Source organism: Deltaproteobacteria bacterium, assembly GCA_019912665.1.
In the GTDB taxonomy this organism is placed as follows: Bacteria; Desulfobacterota; GWC2-55-46; order GWC2-55-46; family GWC2-55-46; genus UBA5799.
The window spans coordinates 84988-103254 of record JAIOIE010000021.1 but is presented as its reverse complement, the minus strand read 5'-3'; the positions used below and the strand labels follow the sequence as shown (position 1 = coordinate 103254).

At 58.2% G+C, this 18267-nt stretch carries 13 protein-coding genes; 9 read left to right on the top strand and 4 right to left on the bottom strand.

The window, feature by feature from the left end:
• Nucleotides 1–256 precede the first annotated feature (256 nt).
• A complete protein-coding gene (gene acs / locus K8I01_09915; protein MBZ0220733.1) occupies nucleotides 257–2251 on the bottom strand; it encodes an acetate--CoA ligase in 1995 nt (664 codons plus the stop codon).
• A gap of 181 nt (nucleotides 2252–2432) precedes the next feature.
• Between acs and hisS the strand changes: the two genes are divergently transcribed.
• The 9 genes from hisS to K8I01_09870 all read left to right on the top strand — a co-directional run bounded on the left by hisS (nucleotide 2433) and on the right by K8I01_09870 (nucleotide 12815).
• Nucleotides 2433–3677 carry a histidine--tRNA ligase gene (gene hisS, locus K8I01_09910; GenBank protein ID MBZ0220732.1) on the top strand — a complete coding sequence of 415 codons (1245 nt, stop codon included), beginning with the start codon at nucleotides 2433–2435 and terminating at the stop codon, nucleotides 3675–3677.
• A gap of 3 nt (nucleotides 3678–3680) precedes the next feature.
• Nucleotides 3681–3929 carry a hypothetical protein gene (locus tag K8I01_09905; protein MBZ0220731.1) on the top strand — a complete coding sequence of 83 codons (249 nt, stop codon included), beginning with the start codon at nucleotides 3681–3683 and terminating at the stop codon, nucleotides 3927–3929.
• Between the two features lie 57 nt (nucleotides 3930–3986).
• Nucleotides 3987–5780, top strand: coding sequence for a GspE/PulE family protein (locus tag K8I01_09900; protein MBZ0220730.1), 1794 nt, complete (start codon nucleotides 3987–3989; stop codon nucleotides 5778–5780).
• Nucleotides 5777–6367: a ribosome biogenesis GTP-binding protein YihA/YsxC gene (yihA, locus tag K8I01_09895; protein MBZ0220729.1), complete on the top strand. Its 591-nt coding sequence runs from the start codon at nucleotides 5777–5779 to the stop codon at nucleotides 6365–6367. The genes K8I01_09900 and yihA overlap by 4 nt, the downstream gene beginning before the upstream one ends.
• 166 nt (nucleotides 6368–6533) lie before the next feature.
• The gene (gene ybgF / locus K8I01_09890) at nucleotides 6534–7253 is read left to right on the top strand and encodes a tol-pal system protein YbgF (protein MBZ0220728.1); all 720 of its coding nucleotides are present in this window, start codon (nucleotides 6534–6536) and stop codon (nucleotides 7251–7253) included.
• A 7-nt stretch (nucleotides 7254–7260) separates the two neighbouring features.
• Nucleotides 7261–8385, top strand: coding sequence for a LysM peptidoglycan-binding domain-containing protein (locus tag K8I01_09885; GenBank protein ID MBZ0220727.1), 1125 nt, complete (start codon nucleotides 7261–7263; stop codon nucleotides 8383–8385).
• An 83-nt stretch (nucleotides 8386–8468) separates the two neighbouring features.
• Nucleotides 8469–9554, top strand: coding sequence for a DNA-processing protein DprA (gene dprA / locus K8I01_09880; protein ID MBZ0220726.1), 1086 nt, complete (start codon nucleotides 8469–8471; stop codon nucleotides 9552–9554).
• A 202-nt stretch (nucleotides 9555–9756) separates the two neighbouring features.
• On the top strand, nucleotides 9757–11889 hold the full coding sequence (gene topA, locus K8I01_09875; protein ID MBZ0220725.1) for a type I DNA topoisomerase: 2133 nt from the start codon (nucleotides 9757–9759) through the stop codon (nucleotides 11887–11889).
• 179 nt (nucleotides 11890–12068) lie between these two features.
• Nucleotides 12069–12815, top strand: coding sequence for a response regulator (locus tag K8I01_09870; GenBank protein MBZ0220724.1), 747 nt, complete (start codon nucleotides 12069–12071; stop codon nucleotides 12813–12815).
• 216 nt (nucleotides 12816–13031) lie between these two features.
• Here K8I01_09870 and K8I01_09865 read toward each other — a convergent pair whose 3' ends face one another.
• From K8I01_09865 to ileS, 3 genes are all read right to left on the bottom strand, one after another.
• Nucleotides 13032–14513 (bottom strand): MFS transporter, encoded by a 1482-nt coding sequence (locus K8I01_09865; protein MBZ0220723.1) that lies wholly within the window; start codon nucleotides 14511–14513, stop codon nucleotides 13032–13034.
• Nucleotides 14514–14941: 428 nt separating this feature from the next.
• Nucleotides 14942–15436, bottom strand: a complete 495-nt coding sequence (gene lspA / locus K8I01_09860; protein MBZ0220722.1) for a signal peptidase II — start codon at nucleotides 15434–15436, stop codon at nucleotides 14942–14944.
• Nucleotides 15415–18240, bottom strand: a complete 2826-nt coding sequence (gene ileS / locus K8I01_09855) for an isoleucine--tRNA ligase (GenBank protein ID MBZ0220721.1) — start codon at nucleotides 18238–18240, stop codon at nucleotides 15415–15417. Before ileS ends, lspA begins: the two co-directional genes overlap by 22 nt.
• Nucleotides 18241–18267: the final 27 nt, after the last annotated feature.

Genomic DNA, 18267 nt, shown 5'->3' with positions numbered 1-18267 from the left:
GGCTTAAGCCCCCTCTCGGAAACTTGGAACGGCCCCGGCTTACCGGGGCCGTTTTTTTTGTCTGGCAACCTCCAAAAATCGATCTTTTCCCCGGACTCTGGGTAGTTACGGGGAATCAAAATGCTCACATATTAACATATTTGCTCCGCTTTTTATTCCCGGCTTCCTTGATTGCGGGAAAAATCTCCAATTTTTAGAGGTTGCCTTGGGCGGCCAATCAGTTCTCCGGATACGCTGGACTTTTCGTCCAGGGTTGTCATTCCCCCTTGCCTTCCAGCCCCTTGGAGCTTTCCTTGAGAAGCGCTTCCACAACCGTAGGATCGGCAAGGGTCGATGTGTCACCCAGGTCGGTCGAGCCCTGGGCTATTCTCCTTAATATGCGCCGCATTATTTTCCCGCTCCTGGTCTTGGGAAGGCCAGTTGCGAATAGTATGCGGTCTGGTTTGGCAATGGGGCTTATCTCCTGTTTTACGTGGTCTTCGACATGCCTTGAAAGCTCGGGCGAGGGGCTTATGCCCTCTTTCAGGACCACGAAAGCGTATATACCCTCTCCCTTCACGGCATGGGGAAAGCCGACTACGGCCGCCTCTGCCACGGCCTCGTCGGAGACTAAGGCGCTCTCTATCTCGGCGGTTCCCAGCCTGTGCCCGGATACGTTCAGGACGTCGTCGATCCTGCCCATGAGCCAGAAATCCCCGTCCTCGTCCACCCTTGCTCCGTCCCCGCTCGTGTAATAGCCGGGGAAGCGGCTGAAGTAGACTTCTTTTATCCGCTTGTTCTCGGGGTCGCCGTAAGTGCCCCTGAGCATGCCGGGCCAGGGTTTTTCAATGACGAGGTAGCCGCCCTCGTTCACCCCGGCCGGGGTTCCGTCTTCGCGTAGCACCCTGGGCGCTATCCCGAAAAAGGGCCTCGTCGCCGAGCCGGGCTTGAGCGTCGTCGCGCCCGGCAGAGGCGAGATGAGAATCCCGCCTGTCTCGGTCTGCCACCAGGTGTCGACTATGGGGAGCCTGCTCTTTCCCACATGGAGGTGGTACCACATCCATGCCTCCGGGTTTATAGGCTCCCCGACCGAGCCGAGGACGCGGAGGCTTGAAAGGTCGTGCTTATCGACCCATTCCGGCCCGCTTCTCATTAGCGCCCGTATGGCGGTCGGGGCGGTGTAGAATATGTTGACCCTGTGCTTCTCGACTATCTCCCAGAACCTGCCGGGGTGGGGCCAGGTCGGGATGCCCTCGAACATGAGGGAGGTCGCGCCGCAGGCGAGCGGGCCGTATAGTATATAGCTGTGGCCCGTCACCCAGCCGATGTCCGCGGTGCAGAAATATATGTCCTCTTCCCTGTAGTCGAATATCCATTTGAAGGTGAGGGCGGAAAATACCAGGTAGCCGCCGGTCGTATGGAGGACACCCTTGGGCTTGCCTGTAGAGCCGCTCGTGTAGAGGATGAAGAGCGGGTCCTCGGAGTCCATCTCCTCGGGCTCGCAAACGCCCGTTATGCCCGGGGCCGAGACCTCCTCGTGCCACCAGACATCCCGCCCTGTCTTCATCGGCACGGGAGCGCCGGTCCTTTTCGCGACTATCACCCTCCGGACATTGGGGCATTCAGCAAGGGCTGCATCTGCGCTCTCCTTCATGGGTATTGCCCGCCCGCCCCTTATGCCCTCGTCGGAAGTTACAAGGAGCCTGGAGTCGGAATCGAGTATCCTGTCCCGCAAAGACGCGGCGCTGAAGCCGCCGAAGACGACGCTGTGGATCGCGCCTATCCTCGTGGAGGCGAGTACCGCAATGGCGAGCTCCGGTATCATCGGGAGATATATGGTGACCCGGTCGCCTTTTTTTACTCCGTTGGCCCTGAGGACGTTCGCGAAGCGGTTGACCTCAAAGGAGAGCTGCTGGTAAGTGAAGGTCCGGTAGGAGCCGTCGTCGCCCTCCCATATGAGTGCGGCCTTAGTTCTCCGAGGGCCCTTCAGGTGGCGGTCGAGGCAGTTACAGGAGGCGTTGAGTTTGCCGTTCAGGTACCATTTGACAGAGGGTTTTTTGAAGTCCCATTCGGAGACCTTGTCCCACTTCCTCGTCCAGTCGAGTATGCCGGCCATGCGGCCCCAGAAGCCGTCAGGGTCCTCGATGGACTCCCTGTAGAGCCTATCGTACTCTTCGGGGCCCTTGATATGGGCCGATCCCATTATCTCGGGGGGCGGCGGGAAGAGCCTTTTTTCGCGAAGGAGCACTTCAAGGGACCTGTCGTTCTGCATCGCTGCACCTCCGAAGGGTTCGGCCGGTTTCTGCCTTGAAGAAGATAACTTAAGAGGGGCGGGGTGTCAAGGAGGGCCGGTTACCCCGCCTTGCATAAAAACATAGGATATGTTAAGAATTTCGGATAATGTCATGAAACCGGTCCGGCTTGGGCCAGCGGGCCTGAAAGGCTTTTAGTTAATGAGCATAACCTCAGTAAGGGGTTTTAACGACATACTGCCGAATGAGACAGAGCTCTGGAGGCACATAGAGGAGACCGCCTGGTCGGTCTTCAGCGCCTACGGCTTCTCGGAAATAAAGCTCCCGATAGTGGAAAAAACCGAGCTCTTCCTCCGCTCCATAGGGGAGACGACCGACATAGTCGAAAAGGAGATGTACACCTTCACCGACCGCCACGGCGACTCCATCACCTTGAGACCTGAGGGCACTGCCCCGGCTGTCAGGGCCTATATCGAAAGGAAGCTATATACAGCGCCTGTAACGAGGCTATACTATACCGGCCCCATGTTCCGCTACGAGCGGCCGCAGAAGGGCAGGTACCGCCAGTTCTATCAGCTGGGGGCGGAGGTCTTCGGGGAGGAGAGCCCGAGGGCGGACGCCGAGACAATTTCCATGCTCATGAGGTATTTCGGGAAGCTCGGGGTCGAGGGGGCCGCGCTTCAGATAAACTCTCTGGGAGACCGGAACTGCAGGCCCGCCTACAAGGAAAAGCTGTATAATTACCTGAAGGAGAGGACAGGGGACCTCTGTGAGAACTGCCTTAAGAGGATAGACGCGAATCCTCTGAGGGCGCTCGACTGCAAGGTACCCGGCTGCATAGAGGCTACGAAGAACGCCCCTTCCATACTCGAATCCCTGTGCGAGCCCTGCGCCGGGCACTTTAATGACGTAAGGCGTTTTCTCGCGCTCTCGGGTATCTCCCCGGTCCTGAACCCGAGGATGGTAAGGGGGCTCGATTACTACACCCGGACGACTTTCGAGATAACCGCGGATACCGGGCTCGGGTCACAGAACGCGGTGGCTGCGGGCGGCAGGTACGATAACCTCGTATCCGAGCTCGGCGGCCCCCAGACCCCGTGCTTCGGGTTCGCGGTAGGGATAGAGAGGCTCGCGCTCATAATGAAGGGCGCCGCGCCCGGAAAGCCCCTTACCGTTTTCATCGCCCTCGGCGACGAGGCGGTCCGGAAGGGCGTGGAGCTTGTAGCCGCCTGGAGGGAGGCCGGGATAAGGGTCGTCGAGGACTTCTCGACAGGCGCTCTCAAGAGCAGGATGAAGAAGGCCGACAGGCTCTCCGCCGACTACGTGGTCATACTCGGCGAAAACGAGCTCAAGACCGGGACCCTCACGATAAAGGACATGTTGAAGGCCGAGCAGGCCAGTATAGAGTGGGGCATGGCTGCCGGGGTAATCTCCGGAGGGGAATAGAAAATGATGGACCTGCCGTTCACTGACGGGGCGTTCACGTTCTTTATCGCCGCCCTGATATTCATAGCCGTATCAATTGGCGTCCTCCTTATCCTCTGGATAGCCATGCCGTTTTCCGTATTCGGCTTAAAGGGGCTCGTAAGGAACATGGTAGAGGAGCAGGAGAAGACGAACCGGCTCCTTGGAGAGCTCATTACGGCACTCAGGGATAAAGAAAAGCCGGGGCCCGCCGAAAAGAGCGAAGGGCCCTAGACCGGCCCTCAAAGGACCGTTTGCCTCTCTCCTCAAATCAAAGCCGGAATGGTCAGGATGAGCGATAAAAAGGCGCTTACATTGGATTTCGTAACGGAGCTTCTCGTAAAAAGGAAGCTTCTTAGCCCTGTCGAGGAGAGGGAGGTCGCCATAAAGGGCGAGGCACAGAGGGCGCGGCTGAGGAAGGCGCACGATTCCTTCTACTCCTCAAGGCGCCTCCAGACCATATCCGAGACAGTCTCCCCCGCCGAGGTCATAGCCTCTTTCGAGCTCCGGATACCTGGCACCGAAAAATACCTGACCGAGGACACCATAACCGAGGCCATAGCCGCCGAGGTGGGGATGCCGTATCTCAAAATAGACCCCCTGAAGCTCAACCTCGATATTGTCACATCCCACATACCTAGGCCTTTTGCCCAGCGCTATCTCGTTGTGCCGGTAGAGGAAAAGGGAGGCGTGGTTACGCTCGCCGTCGCGGACCCCTTCAACCTGGAGGCGGTCGAGAGCCTCAAGGCCACCAGGAAGATGAGGATAGAGCTCGTCCTGAGCTCAAAGAGCGATATCCTCAAGATCGTGAGGGAGTTCTACGGTTTCAGGTACTCGGTCGGGGCCGCCGAGAAGGAGTCTTCGACCATAGGGGACCTGGGGAACCTCGAGCAGTACGTGAGGCTCAAGGGCTCGGTCGAGCTCGAGGCTACCGACCAGCACATAGTGAACGCGGTCGAGTACCTTCTCCACTACGCCTACGAGCAGAAGGCGAGCGATATACACATCGAGCCCAAGAGGGACAGGTCGGTCGTGAGGCTCAGGATCGACGGCGTCCTTCATTACATCCACACAGTGCCCAAGGCCGTCCACCCGTCCATCATATCAAGGATAAAGATGCTATCGAGGATGGACATAGCCGAGAAGAGGAGGCCGCAGGACGGGAGGATCAAGACCGAGTTCAAGGACCGGGAGATAGAGCTCCGTGTCTCCACCCTCCCCACGGCTTTCGGCGAGAAGGTGGTCATAAGGATATTCGACCCGGAGCTCCTTTTCCAGGACATATCGTCGCTGGGCTTTACGGCCAGGGAGCTTGAGACCTTCAACTCCTTTCTCAAGAAGACGAACGGCATAGTGCTCGTGACCGGCCCGACGGGCAGCGGCAAGACCACGACCCTCTATTCGGCCTTGAAGTCGCTATCCTCTCCGGAGGTGAATATCGTCACCATAGAGGACCCCATAGAGATGATAGTCGAGGAGTTCAACCAGGTGGGCGTGCAGCAGCAGATCGGGGTGGATTTTGCCGGGAGCATCCGCACCATTCTCCGCCAGGACCCTGACATCATCATGGTCGGCGAGATACGGGACAGGGAAACAGCCGATAACGCGGTCCAGGCCGCGCTCACCGGGCATCTTGTTTTTTCCACTCTCCACACGAACGACGCGCCCTCGACAGTTACGAGGCTTGCGGACCTGGGAGTGCCGAACTTCCTCATAAACTCGACGGTTGCCGGGATAATCGCCCAGAGGCTCGTAAGGAAGATATGCGTACACTGCCGGAAGGAACGGGCGCTCGAACCCGAAGAGGTCCAGAACTTGAGGCTCAAGAACGACCGCGAATACAGGGTCTGGTACGGCGAGGGCTGCCCCGAGTGCAGGGGCACAGGCTATAAGGGCAGGACCGGCATCTTCGAGGTGCTCGAGTTTACCGAGAGGGTGAAATCAGTGGTGGCCAAAACGAGCGACACCAACGCGGTCTTCAAGGCCGCCAGGGAGGACGGCATGTCCACCCTGAGGGAGTCGGCGGTGCGGAAGATGCTCCAGGGCGGGACCACATACGAGGAAATCGTCTCGGTGACCTCATGAAAGTGATGAGCGCCGAGTATATAGCGAGCGCGGTGAAGATAGAGCAGTGCCCGAAGACAGGCCTCCCTGAGATAGTCCTAATCGGCAGGAGCAACGTCGGCAAGTCCTCGCTAATAAACTCGTTCACGGGGAGAAAGGGCCTTGCAAAGACAAGCTCCCAGCCAGGGAAGACCCGCACAATCAATTTCTATCTCATAAACGGGCGGTTCTACATCGTGGACCTCCCGGGTTTCGGGTACGCGAAGGTATCCCGGGAGGAAAGGAAGCGCTGGGAGGGCATGACCGAGGAATATTTCAGAAGGCGCGAAAGCATAAAGGGCGCGCTCCTCATACTCGACCCGAGGCGGGACATGGGCGAGGAGGAGGCAAACGTGCTCGAGTGGCTGAACGGACACGGCATAGGCTGCAAGGTGGTCTTTACCAAGACCGACAAGCTCTCCGCAAACCAGCTTTCATCGAGGGCTGCAAAATTGAAAAAGGAATCGTCCGTAACCGGCCCGGTCCTATTCTCGGCCGTTACAGGGGATGGCAGGGCGCTCCTGGGAAGAAAGATCGGGGAAATGCTCGAAGGTGATTCGGGTCACTGACGCCCGGGGCGCTTAGGCGTAAAGATATTTACTCGAACAAAGGCCTTTTGCCATCAGGCCCCGGCCTCTTAAAAATCACGGCTTTTTTGTCGTTTAAAAAATGGCTTTAGACGGGGAGGGACGTTTTTTGCTTGACAACCCGGGCCAAGGGGATTACTTTTCCGGAATGAGACTGAGTACGCTTATATTAGTCCTTGCAGCTTTCCCGCTCGCCGGGTGCGCCGGGTTCGGCCAGCAGAAGTCGATAGACGAGCTTTCAAAGCAGGTTGCCGAGCTCAGGACTTCCGTGTCAGAGGCAAACTCCAGGATAGACGACCTCGGGAACAGGATAGTGCTCCTGCAGGAGAAGATAGAGGAGACCAGGGCCGAGGTCGAGAACCTCGGCACGGTCCCGGTCTTGCCTCCACAGGGCCTCAAGGTGGTCCCGCTCTCGGAAGAAGGCGGAAAGCACGTCCCGGCCGTCAAGGAAAAGGGACACGGCTGGGACAAGGGAGACGTTCTCCGCGATGCTTCGGCTTTATACAACGAGGGACAGGACCTTTTCATGGCCGGGCGACACGAGGACGCAAGGAAGGTCTTTTCGTCTTTTCTTGGTTCATACCCCAGGCATACCCTCTCGGACAACGCGCTTTACTGGATAGGCGAGTCCTATTACTCGGCAAGGGACTTCGAAAAAGCCCTTGAGAAATTCTCGGAAGTAGTCGATAAGTACCCGGAAGAGAACAAGGCCCCTGACGCGCTCCTCAAGATCGGTTTCTCTTACCAGGAGATGAAGCGCGATATCGAGGCAAGGGCGGCCCTTGAAAGGCTCGTGAAGAAATACCCAGGCTCCCATGCGGCCTCGATTGCCGCGAAGGCCCTTGGAGGCCTGAAAGGCGAAAGGTAGGTACGGTATGTACTCCAAAAGGTTCGCGATCAAGCTCGGTTGTTCGGTCCTCGCCTTTTCAGTCTCGCTTTTGTACGGCGGCGGGCTCCTCGCCGGAGAGGCGGGAAAGGCGGAAGGCACTGAAGAGCCGGTTCATCACAAGATCGTCCCGAGGGACACTCTCTGGGACATCTCCGGGAAATACCTCGAAGATCCTTTCAAATGGCCCGGCCTTTGGAAGAACAATCCCTATATCAAGAACCCGCATCTCATATACCCCGGCAATATCGTGAGAATTACCCCCGAGGGCATCGAGGTTCTTAAGCCCGATGAAAAGGCAGAGGGCCTCTACAAGGTCGAACTGAGCGATGGGGAACCGGTCGTCGTGCTCGAGCCGGAAGAGAATCAAGAACCGGAAGCCCGGACAGAAGAGGCCGATGTGGCTCAGAAGGCCGTGGACCAGGGGCCCAGGGTCAAGGACCACGCAATGGCCAGGAGCGGCTTTATCTCCGAAGCCGAGCTCAAGGGGAGCGGCGCCATCGTGAAGCAGGAAGAAGGCAAGCTCTTCATGAGCCAGGGCGACAAGGTGTATATCTCATTCGGGGATGCCCGGGACGTAAAGGCCGGCGACCGCTTCACGGTATTCGTAGAAGGAAAGAAGATACGGCACCCCGAGACCAGGAAAAAGATGGGGAGCGAAGTCGAGGTCATAGGCAGCCTCAGGATAACCAGGGCCGAGGCCCCGGCCGAGGGAGTGATAGAGAAATCTTTCAAGGAGGTCCCGACAGGGGCCAGGCTCAGGCCTTACAGCCCGCCCGTTCTCGAAGTGGCGCTCACCGAGGCTGAATCAGAAGTGAGCGGCATCATAGTGACCGCGCTCGAATCAAGGGAGAACCTCTCCGAGGGAGACATAGCCTACATAGACAAGGGCTCGGCTGACGGCGTAAAGACCGGAAACATCATGCGCATCTTCAGGCCGGTCCCGGAGGCGCAAGACCCCATGGCCAAAAAGAAAAAAAAGGTCAGCCTTCCGCCGCTTGAACTCGGCACCCTCGTCATCCTGGAGGCAGGCCAGGCCACTTCCACCGGTGTCGTCCTGAAGAGCAAGAGACCCATAGTATGGGGAGACAAGGTCTCCACCAGTAACCAGTAAGTTTTCAAGCGGGGCGGCATCCGCCGCCCCGGTCACAAGCTCCCTTCACAAGCCGGGCATCGGATACGCCTCAGGGGTAATGGTTGGGTAAAGATAGGCTCGTATACTGGCTTGCCCTGAGCCTTCTTAAGGGCATAGAGCGGTTCAATATAGCCGATTTACTTGAAAGATTCGGCAGTCCGGAGGGTGTCTTCTCATCCGAAAGGAGCTCTCTTGAATCATATTCTCCTGGGCTCGCCCGGGCAATAAGGGATTTCGGTTCCTGGGACCGGGCCGAGATGGAGCTTCTGCTGGCTTCGAAGCACGGCGGAAGGGTAGTGCCATACGGCTCTCCTGGCTACCCGTCGGCGCTTGCGAGCATGTACGACCCGCCCTGCCTTCTTTATATGAAGGGCCTTGAGTGGAGGGACGACCTCCCGGCCGTGGGCATAGTAGGCACGAGGCGCCCGACTCACTACGGGCTGAGGATGGCCGAGGCGCTCGCCTCGGGGCTCGCGAACATGGGAGCATTGATAGTCAGCGGAATGGCAAGGGGCTGCGATTCGGCCGCGCACAAGGGAGCAATCTCGGCGGGCGGGTTCACCGCGGCGGTCCTGGGCACGGGCGTGGACCTGGTATATCCGGGGGAGTCGAGGAAGCTTTACGATGAGATAGCCGAAAAGGGGACCCTCATATCCGAGTACCCCATGTCCACCCCGCCCCTTAAGCAGAACTTCCCGAGGCGGAACAGGATTATCAGCGGGCTTTCAAGGGGGCTGGTCGTGGTGGAGGCGCCAGTAAGGAGCGGCTCCCTCATGACCGCGAGGCTTGCGCTCGAGTACGGGAGGGAGGTCTTCGCCGTCCCCGGCCAGGTGACTTCCTTAAGGAGCAGCGGCACAAACAAGCTCATAAAGGACGGCGCCGGGCTCGTGGAGAGCGCCGCCGATATAGCAGGGGCGCTTTCCATAAGCCCCGCGAGAGTTGAAGAGAAATCGGGGGAGAAGCCGGTCCAGCTCGAAGGGGAAGAGATGCTGATATTAAAGGCTCTCAAAGAGGGGCCGGAGCACATAGACAGCATCCTCCATGCTACCGGGCTTACGGCTGCAAGGGCCTCCACCCTTCTACTCCAGATGGAGCTCAAGGGCTTTATCGAGCAGAAGCCGGGGAAGTGCTTTCTCCGGAGGGTATAACCGGGTTTTTGCGATTGCCCATGCATCGGCCCTGAATTATGTTATAATAAACTCGGCCTTCAGGCCGCTTGAAACCCGCAGGCACGAAGCCAGGGCAGACCGCGTCACACTTCCCCTGAAAGGATTATTTTTTGAAAGACATGCAGCCGGAAGGGCTGTGTCGTGAAACCTTGAGAAGGGAATCTAAGGAAAGAATAGAGAGATGGGAAAATCGCTTGTCATAGTAGAATCGCCGGCAAAGGCCAAGACCATAAACAAGTTCCTCGGCAAGGACTTCAACGTGCTCGCCTCCGTGGGCCACATAAAGGACCTCCCCAAGAGCAAGCTCGGCATCGAGGTGGACAACGGCTTCGAGCCCCATTATGAGCTTATAAAGGGCAAGACCGCGACCGTCCGCGAGCTCAAGAAGGCCGGAAAGTCCGCCGAGAGGATATTCCTCGCACCCGACCCCGACAGGGAGGGCGAGGCAATAGCATGGCACATAGCCGAGGAGATAGACAAGAAGAAGGAGAAGACCTTCAGGGTCCTCTTTAACGAGATAACGGAAAAGGCCGTAAAGGAGGCCATAGGCCACCCGACGAGCCTCGACCAGCACAAATACGAGGCTCAGCAGGCCAGGCGCGTCCTCGACAGGCTCGTGGGCTACCAGGTGAGCCCAATACTCTGGGACAAGGTCCGCAGGGGCCTTTCCGCCGGAAGGGTCCAGTCCGTCGCGGTCCGCATAATCTGCGACAGGGAGCGCGAGATACAGGCATTCGTGCCCAGGGAGTATTGGTCGGTATCCGCGAGGCTCGAAACCCTCGGAGGGGCCGCGTTCACGGCGAAGCTCGCAAAAAAGGACGGCCAGAAACTCGAATTAAATAACGAATCCGAGACAAAAGACGCGCTCGCGGATCTCGACGGGGCCTCGTACAGGGTGTCAGAGGTAGAGGCCAGGGAGACGAAAAGGAACCCGGCAGCCCCGTTTACCACAAGTAAGCTCCAGCAGGAGGCCGCGCGGAAGCTCGGCTACACCGCAAAGAAGACCATGATGCTCGCGCAGCAGCTCTATGAGGGCGTGGAGCTCGGAAGCGAGGGACCCGTCGGGCTTATCTCCTATATGAGGACCGACTCGACCAGGATATCGGCAGAGGCGGTCGCGGCAGCGCGCGCTTTCATCCAGGAAAAATACGGGGCCGATTACCTCCCGAAGTCCCCGAACGTATACAAGTCCAAGAAGAAGTCCCAGGACGCGCACGAGGCCATAAGGCCGACCTATTTCCAGTACCCGCCCGAGGCCGTGAAGGCGCACCTCTCAAGGGACCAGTGGAGGCTATACCAGCTCATATGGAACAGGTTCATCGCCTGCCAGATGACGCACGCGGTGATGGACCAGACCAGGGCCCAGATAGAGGCGAAGGGCTATATCTTCTCCGCCTCGGGCTCGACTGTAAAGTTTCCCGGGTTCATGGCCGTCTACATAGAGGGCCAGGACGTGGAGGAGGAGAAGGAGGAGAGGCTCCCGGCCCTCAAGAAGGGGGAGGACCTGAAGCTCCTCGGGCTCGATCCGGCGCAGCACTTCACCCAGCCGCCCCCGAGGTTCACAGAGGCCTCGCTCGTAAAGGAGCTCGAAGAGAAGGGCATAGGCCGGCCCTCGACCTACGCCGCCATACTTTCGACCATCCAGGACAGGGAATACGTCGTAAAGGACAACAAGCAGCTCAAGCCCACGGAGCTGGGCTTCACGGTCACGGACATGCTCGTGCAGAGCTTTCCCGGCATCCTCGATATCGAGTTCACGGCCCACATGGAGGAGGAGCTCGACATGATCGAGGAAGGCCGCGCCGAGTGGCGCGAGACCATGAAGGAGTTCTACGGCCCCTTCAGGGAAAGCCTCGATCGCGCCAAGAAGGAGATGAAAAACATAAAGGCCGAGGAGGTACCGACCGACATATCCTGCGAGAAATGCGGGAGCATGATGGTCATAAAATGGGGGCGCAAGGGCAAGTTCCTGGCCTGCTCCGCATATCCCGAATGCAAGAACACCAAAGACTTCACCATAGGCGAGGACGGCAAGGTGAAGCCGGTCGAGAAGACCGCCGAGGCGACCGACACGCCCTGCCCGACCTGCGGAAAGAACATGGTCGTCAAAAGCGGCCGCTTCGGAAGGTTCCTGGCCTGCCCGGATTACCCGAGCTGCAAGACCACGATGTCGGTTTCGACAGGCATACCCTGCCCCAACCAGGACGGCGGCATGCTGGTCGAGAGGAGGACCAAAAGGGGCAGGGTCTTTTTCAGCTGCTCGAAATACCCCTCATGCACCTATGCCACATGGGAGCTTCCCAAGCCGGATTGACCCCGGATTGACCTATGGCCGGCCTTTCAGGTATAATTTCCTGAAAGGCCGGATAGTTTCCCCAGGAAGCCAACTCCATCCAGTTTCTCACCAAGAAGGCACTCCGCTTTTAAAAACGCATGCTATAGCCCGGGTCTCCCGCGGCCCCTGCCGGCCTCTTAAAGAAAGGAAGGAGAGGGATGATAACCAAGGACTCCAGGACCGTCCTCGTGGCGGACGACTCCGTCTTTTTCAGGACCAAGCTGAGCGACATACTCGTCGAGGCCGGGCACAAGGTGAGGCTCGTTAAGGACGGAAGGGAGCTCATAGGGGAGCTCAAGATAGACTCAGCCGGCATAGACCTCCTGATGCTGGACCTCCAGATGCCTGACATGGACGGCTTCAGCGTCCTCGACTGGCTAAGCCGGAACGGCTTGAAGGGCAGGTTCCCGGTGCTCGTCATAACCGGCGCGTATGAGCCCGGGGAGGTGATGGAGAAGCTCAAAAGCCTGGGCGCGGACGGGCTCATGACAAAGGGGCTTACGCCTGAGCAGATAATCTTCAGGGTCAACAGGCTGCTTTTCCCGGACAAGGTATCCGTGGGGAGGCCGAGGCTCAGGGTCCCGGTCTCTATCCCCGCGGACTTTTCGGTAGGCGAAATAGTGAAGACCGGATATCTTTTGAACCTGAGCGAAACAGGCGCTTTCCTCAATACCAGGACCGAGCTTCTGGCCGGGGCGGTCTTGAAGCTCAGGTTCTCGGTACCGGGCTCCCCGGGGGTGCTAGAGGCCAGGGCGACGGTGAAATGGTCCACCTCCGACGTCTCCTCCAAGACCCTTTTCGGGGGCTACGGCGTGATGTTCACATCCATATCAGATAAGGACCTGGCCATCCTCAGGGAGTTCATATCCGGGGAGTCGGAAAGGCTCGGGTTGGAGAAAGACTGACCCGGCCCAAGCAGCCTCTAAAAATTGATCTTTTCCCCGACTCTGTGTCAGGCCGGTAATAAAAATGCTCACATATTGTCATATATGCTCCGCTTTTTATTCCCGGCCTTCCTTGATTGCGGGAAAAATCTCTAATTTTGGAGAAACGGTCAGAAACCCCGGCCTTCAGCCGGGGAGAGGTTCATAGGCTGCCTTTCATTAATTCCGGGAGGACAATCAGAACTTTCCTGATTTCATAAGCTCCCTGTCGACCGAGGAAAGCTGGTACTCGTGAGCGAAAGCGCCGTGGGGCTCCTTGAGGAAGAAGAGGCAGAAGACGAAGGTAGCCAGGGCCGTCCCGCCTATGAAGAAGAAGAAGGCGCTGTCGCTCATGAAGGTGTATGCGGTGAGGTAGAGTGTCGCCCCTACGCTCCCGTAAGCGCCCACATAACCGGTCACCTGCCCGGTTATGCGCCTCTTTATAAGGGGCACGAGTGCGTAGGTGGTGCCGCAGCCGCCGGTCACGAAGATGGCGCAGAGTATGGTTACTAGCACGGCCGTCCAGAGCGGCCATGAAGCGCTTATGAGGCCCATGAGGCCGAAGGTTATCGTGATCCCGGCAAGGTACACGAGCATCACGCCTCGCCGCGTGGAAGACCTGTCAGAGATATACCCGCCGAGCGACCTCGAGAAGAAGTTCATGAACGCGAAGAGCGAGCCAATGAGGCCCGCGTACTGGGGCGTAAGGCCGAAGGTGTTCTGGAAGAAGGTGGGGAGCATCGATATCACCCCGAGCTCCGCGCCGAAGGAAGCCATGTAGCAGGTACAGAGGCACGCGACGTCAGTGAACCTGTATTTGTCGTCCGCCGGGACCCCCCTTTTGAGGATGGGCAGATTGACCCTGACTATCTGGATCGTCTGGTAGAGAACGACGGCCCCTATCACAATGAGCGATACGACAAGCGCCCTCATGCTCATGAAGCCCATGTCGTAGATGCGCCAGGCGAGAAGGGCCAGGATGCCTATTATGGGCACGGTCCAGACTATGGCGTTTATCATGTTGCCCCAGGTGCTGACCTCGATGGCCGCGGCCTTCCTTGTCTTGTGGCGGGTCGTGCCGGGCGGGCCGTCGGTGGTGGAAAAATAATAGTAGAGGCCGAAGGCCATCATCACCACGCCGCTTGCGGCTATCGAGTAGCGCCAGCCCCATGCGCCGTGAAAGATATTGATGGCCAGGATTGGGAGGGTTATGGCCGCTATGGAGGAACCCCAGTTTCCGAGCCCCGCTTCCACGCCCTGGGCGAAACCTATGTCCCTTGGCTTGAACCAGAGCGAGGTCATGTGGATGCCGACCACGAACCCGGTGCCGACCACCGAAAGGAGGAGCCTCGATACGAGCATCTGGGTGTAGGAGCTGCCGAAGGCGAACGCGAAGCAGGGGAGGGCCAGCACCAGCATTATCCCCGTGAACGTTTTTCTCGGCCCGAACTTGTCCGAGAGCATGCCGATGATAACCCTGCCAGGCATTGTAAGCGCCACGTTGCAGATGGCCAGGAGCTTCATCTGCTGCATCGTGAGGCCGGTGTCCTCGGCTATGACCGTCACGAGCGGGGCCATGTTGAACCAGACGAAGAAGGTAAGAAAGAAGGCGAACCAGGTCTTATGGAGCACCCGTATATCCATGCGCTTGAGATCCAGCAGGTCTCCCCAGCCCAGCATCTTTTCGTTCGAGTTACTCATCTCAACCTCCGGTGCGTATTAACGAATGGAAAAACGACCACGCGAATCCTGATTAATGGCTGATTATCATCCCCGGACCAATTCCGCAGGCAGGTCTGAGCTCGTTATTTCACTCTTTTAGAAAGTATAGCCCTAACCTGACCTGGTTCAATCAAGGACAGGCGTTTTAGACAGTTACAAGTCGGCCATACAGATGCTCCGGCGCCCGCTTGAGCTCCGACTCCGGATTATCCAATCGTTTTTCAATAGTTCACCCGGGCAAAGTAAGCGCGACCGAGCGGCCCTGGGAGTTTTTATATCTGGACCTGTCGGCCTGATTATAATTTTTTTAAAGAGTGCTGATTTTGCCACTTTTCAGGCAGGGTTTCAAGCGGAAATCGGACAAGATAAGTCTTTAATGCGTTGAATTATTCGTGCGGATCCTTGGAAAAGAAATAGCTGAAAATCGCTATCCCCACCCCGACGGTTATGGCGGAGTCAGCCACATTGAACGCAGGCCAGTGCCATGTGGCGATATGGAAGTCCAGAAAATCCACGACCGAGCCGAACCGTATCCTGTCGACGAGGTTCCCGAGCGCGCCCCCGGCGATTAGCGAGAAGGCCAGAACGGAGAGCCTGTCGCTCGACTGTCTTGCGAGAACCGCAAGGAGCACGAGCGCGGCAAGGGATACGCCTATGAGGAAGAGCTTCCCAAGGGCGCCTCCCTGGTTGAGGATGCCGAAAGCCGCGCCCTTGTTGAGATAATGGACGATATTGAAAAAGCCCGGCACCACCTCCACGGCCTCGTAAGGATAGAGGCTCCGGGTGATGACGAGCTTTGTCAGCTGGTCGAGGACGGCTATCCCCGCCGAGACCGCCGCGAATATTTTGTGATTGGTCCTTATCTCAGCGCCTCCACGCATCTTTCGCAGACGGCCGGGTGCTCCTGGTCCTTGCCGACATAGGTGCTGTAATGCCAGCACCTCTCGCACTTGCCTCCGTCCGCCCTGCCTATTACCACATGGAGCCCGGGTATCTCCTCGGACGTAAACTTTACGGACTTCCCGTCCTTCACCGCGGTATCCACGAGCGGCTGGTCGGAGATGATGAGCCTCGATATGATGAGCACCTCTTCCAGCGCCTTCTCCTCGCTCCGGAGGAGGTCCAGGTCTTTTTCAGGCGGGTATACGACGGCCTGCGCATCGAGCGGATGGCCTATTATCTTTGCCTGCTGCCGCGCCATCTCCAGCGCCTTCGATATCTCGCCCTTATACTCCATGAGACTCTCCCATTTCTCCTCGAGCGACGGGTCGAGCCACCCTTTTTGAGGCTCGGGCAGGGACGCAAGATGCACGCTACCCTCCTTTTTCCCCGGTATGAAGGCCCACGCCTCGTCGGTGGTGAATACCAGCACAGGCGCCGTAAGGCGGAGCAGATGGTCCAGGACGTGGTAGATGGTGGTCTGGGCCGCCCGCCTGCCCCTTGAGTCGGCCCTGGCGGTATAGAGCCGGTCCTTCACGACATCGAGATAGAAGGCCGAGAGGTCGACCGTGCAGAAGTTGTGCACGGAGTGGTAGACGACGTGGAACTCGAAATCATCATACGCGGCCCGTATCCGCTCGGTAAGCCTCGTGAGCTTGTGTAGCGTAAGCCTGTCCAGCTCCTCCAGCTCCTCGTAGCGGATTTGATCCTTTTCAGGGTCGAAGTCGTAGAGGTTCCCGAGTATGAACCTGAAGGTGTTCCGTATCCTCCTGTAGGCCTCGGAAAGCCTCTTAAGTATCTCCTCGGAGATGCGGACGTCCTCCCGGTAGTCCTCGCCGGCCACCCAGAGGCGGAGGACCTCTGCCCCGTACTTATTGATGACCTCCTGCGGGGCTACTACGTTCCCCGTGGACTTGCTCATTTTCCTTCCGGAGCCGTCGACCACGAAGCCGTGCGTCAAGACCGCCGAGTAAGGCGGGACCGAGCGGGTCGCCTCGGAGGCAAGGAGCGAGGAGTGGAACCAGCCCCTGTGCTGGTCGCTGCCTTCGAGGTAGAGGTCCGCCGGGAACTTGAGGTTCTCCCTCTTCTCGAGGACCGCCGCGAAGCTCACGCCCGAGTCGAACCAGACGTCGAGGATGTCCTCTTCCTTTTTGAATTCCCTGCCGCCGCAATCCGGGCAGGAGATGCCGTCTGGCGCGAATTCGTTCAAGTCCCTTCCGAACCATGCGTCAGCGCCTTCCTTCTCGACTACAGAGGCGAGCCTCTCCATGAGATCCGGGTCGAGGACGGATTTACCGCAGTTAACGCACTTGAGGGCCGGTATGGGCACCCCCCATGCCCGCTGCCTTGAAAGGCACCAGTCCGGCCTGTTCTGGACCATATTGTAGATGCGGTCTTTGCCCCAGGAGGGTATCCACCTGACCTTCCCGGCGATGGCCTCCAGGGATTTTTTCCTCAGGCCGCCTGCCTCCCCTGCCTCCATCGAAGCGAACCACTGCTCCGTGGCCCTGAATATGATGGGGGACTTGCAACGCCAACAGTGCGGGTATGAGTGCCTGATGTCTTCCTTCAAGAGGAGGGAGCCGTTATTCCTGAGAAGCTCGACTATTGCGTCGTTGGCCTTGAAGACATGCTGCCCCGCGAACTCCGGCACGACCTGCATGAACTTTCCGGCGTCGTCCACGGGGTTGTATATGTCGAGGCCGTACTTAAGGCCGAGTTCGTAGTCGTCCTGGCCGTGTCCCGGCGCTATGTGCACTGCGCCCGTGCCCGCTTCGAGCGTGACATGCTCGCCGGGGAGGATGACGGAGTCCCTGTCTATGAAAGGATGGCGGGCCTTCATGCCTTCTATTTGAGAGGCGCGGAACTTCTTCAATACCTCAGGGGAGGCCCAGCCGAGCTTCTTGGAGACCTCCTCAAAAAGGCCGTCAGCGATTATGTACGATGCGCCCCCGGCGGATACGAGCGCGTAATCGAGCTCCGGGTGAAGCGCTATAGCAAGGTTCGCCGGAAGGGTCCAGGGCGTGGTCGTCCAGATGATGACATACGCCTTCTCGCCGGGTATGGCTACGCCGAGTCTCTTTGAAAGTTCCGTCTTATCGATTTCGAACCTTACATATATAGAAGGGGAGGTCTTGTCAGCGTACTCGACCTCCGCCTCTGCAAGGGCGGTCATGCAGGAAGGGCACCAGTGGACCGGCTTCTTGCCCTTGTAAACGATGCCGTTCTCGGCGAACCTCTTGAGCTCCCGGAGTATCGAGGCCTGGTAGCCGTAGTCCATTGTCAGATATGGCCTGTCCCACTCGCCGAATACGCCGAGGCGCTTGAAGTCCTCGCGCTGGACCTCCACGAACTTTTCCGCGTAGGCCCTGCACCTCTTTCTCAGTTCCAGCTTGGATACGCTGTGTTTTTCCTTGCCCAGCTCCTTCTCGACCTGGAGCTCTATGGGGAGGCCGTGGCAGTCCCAGCCAGGGACATAGTCGGTCGAAAAGCCGGCCATAAACCTGCTCTTTACGACGAAATCCTTTAATATCTTATTAAGGGCGTGGCCTATGTGTATCCTGCCGTTCGCGTATGGCGGGCCGTCATGCAGGGTGTATTTCGGCCTTTCCTTCCCGGCCTTCATTATCTTCCTGTAAAGGCCCGAGTCCTCCCAATCCTTAAGCGTCTCAGGCTCCTTTTTGGGGAGCTCGGCCCGCATCTGGAAGTCGGTCTTGGGGAGGTTAAGGGTCTCCTTATAATCCATTTGATATTGCTCCTGTCATTTCCGCGT

Excerpts from the sequence above, each read along its gene's own strand:
- yihA (MBZ0220729.1), top strand. The coding sequence starts at position 5,777 with ATGAAAGTGATGAGCGCCGAGTATATAGCGAGCGCGGTGAAGATAGAG.
- hisS (MBZ0220732.1), top strand. The coding sequence starts at position 2,433 with ATGAGCATAACCTCAGTAAGGGGTTTTAACGACATACTGCCGAATGAG.
- topA (MBZ0220725.1), top strand. The coding sequence starts at position 9,757 with ATGGGAAAATCGCTTGTCATAGTAGAATCGCCGGCAAAGGCCAAGACC.
- K8I01_09865 (MBZ0220723.1), bottom strand. The coding sequence starts at position 14,513 with ATGCTGGGCTGGGGAGACCTGCTGGATCTCAAGCGCATGGATATACGG.
- K8I01_09870 (MBZ0220724.1), top strand. The coding sequence starts at position 12,069 with ATGATAACCAAGGACTCCAGGACCGTCCTCGTGGCGGACGACTCCGTC.
- K8I01_09885 (MBZ0220727.1), top strand. The coding sequence starts at position 7,261 with ATGTACTCCAAAAGGTTCGCGATCAAGCTCGGTTGTTCGGTCCTCGCC.
- ileS (MBZ0220721.1), bottom strand. The coding sequence starts at position 18,240 with ATGGATTATAAGGAGACCCTTAACCTCCCCAAGACCGACTTCCAGATG.
- lspA (MBZ0220722.1), bottom strand. The coding sequence starts at position 15,436 with ATGCGTGGAGGCGCTGAGATAAGGACCAATCACAAAATATTCGCGGCG.
- ybgF (MBZ0220728.1), top strand. The coding sequence starts at position 6,534 with ATGAGACTGAGTACGCTTATATTAGTCCTTGCAGCTTTCCCGCTCGCC.
- K8I01_09900 (MBZ0220730.1), top strand. The coding sequence starts at position 3,987 with ATGAGCGATAAAAAGGCGCTTACATTGGATTTCGTAACGGAGCTTCTC.
- acs (MBZ0220733.1), bottom strand. The coding sequence starts at position 2,251 with ATGCAGAACGACAGGTCCCTTGAAGTGCTCCTTCGCGAAAAAAGGCTC.
- K8I01_09905 (MBZ0220731.1), top strand. The coding sequence starts at position 3,681 with ATGATGGACCTGCCGTTCACTGACGGGGCGTTCACGTTCTTTATCGCC.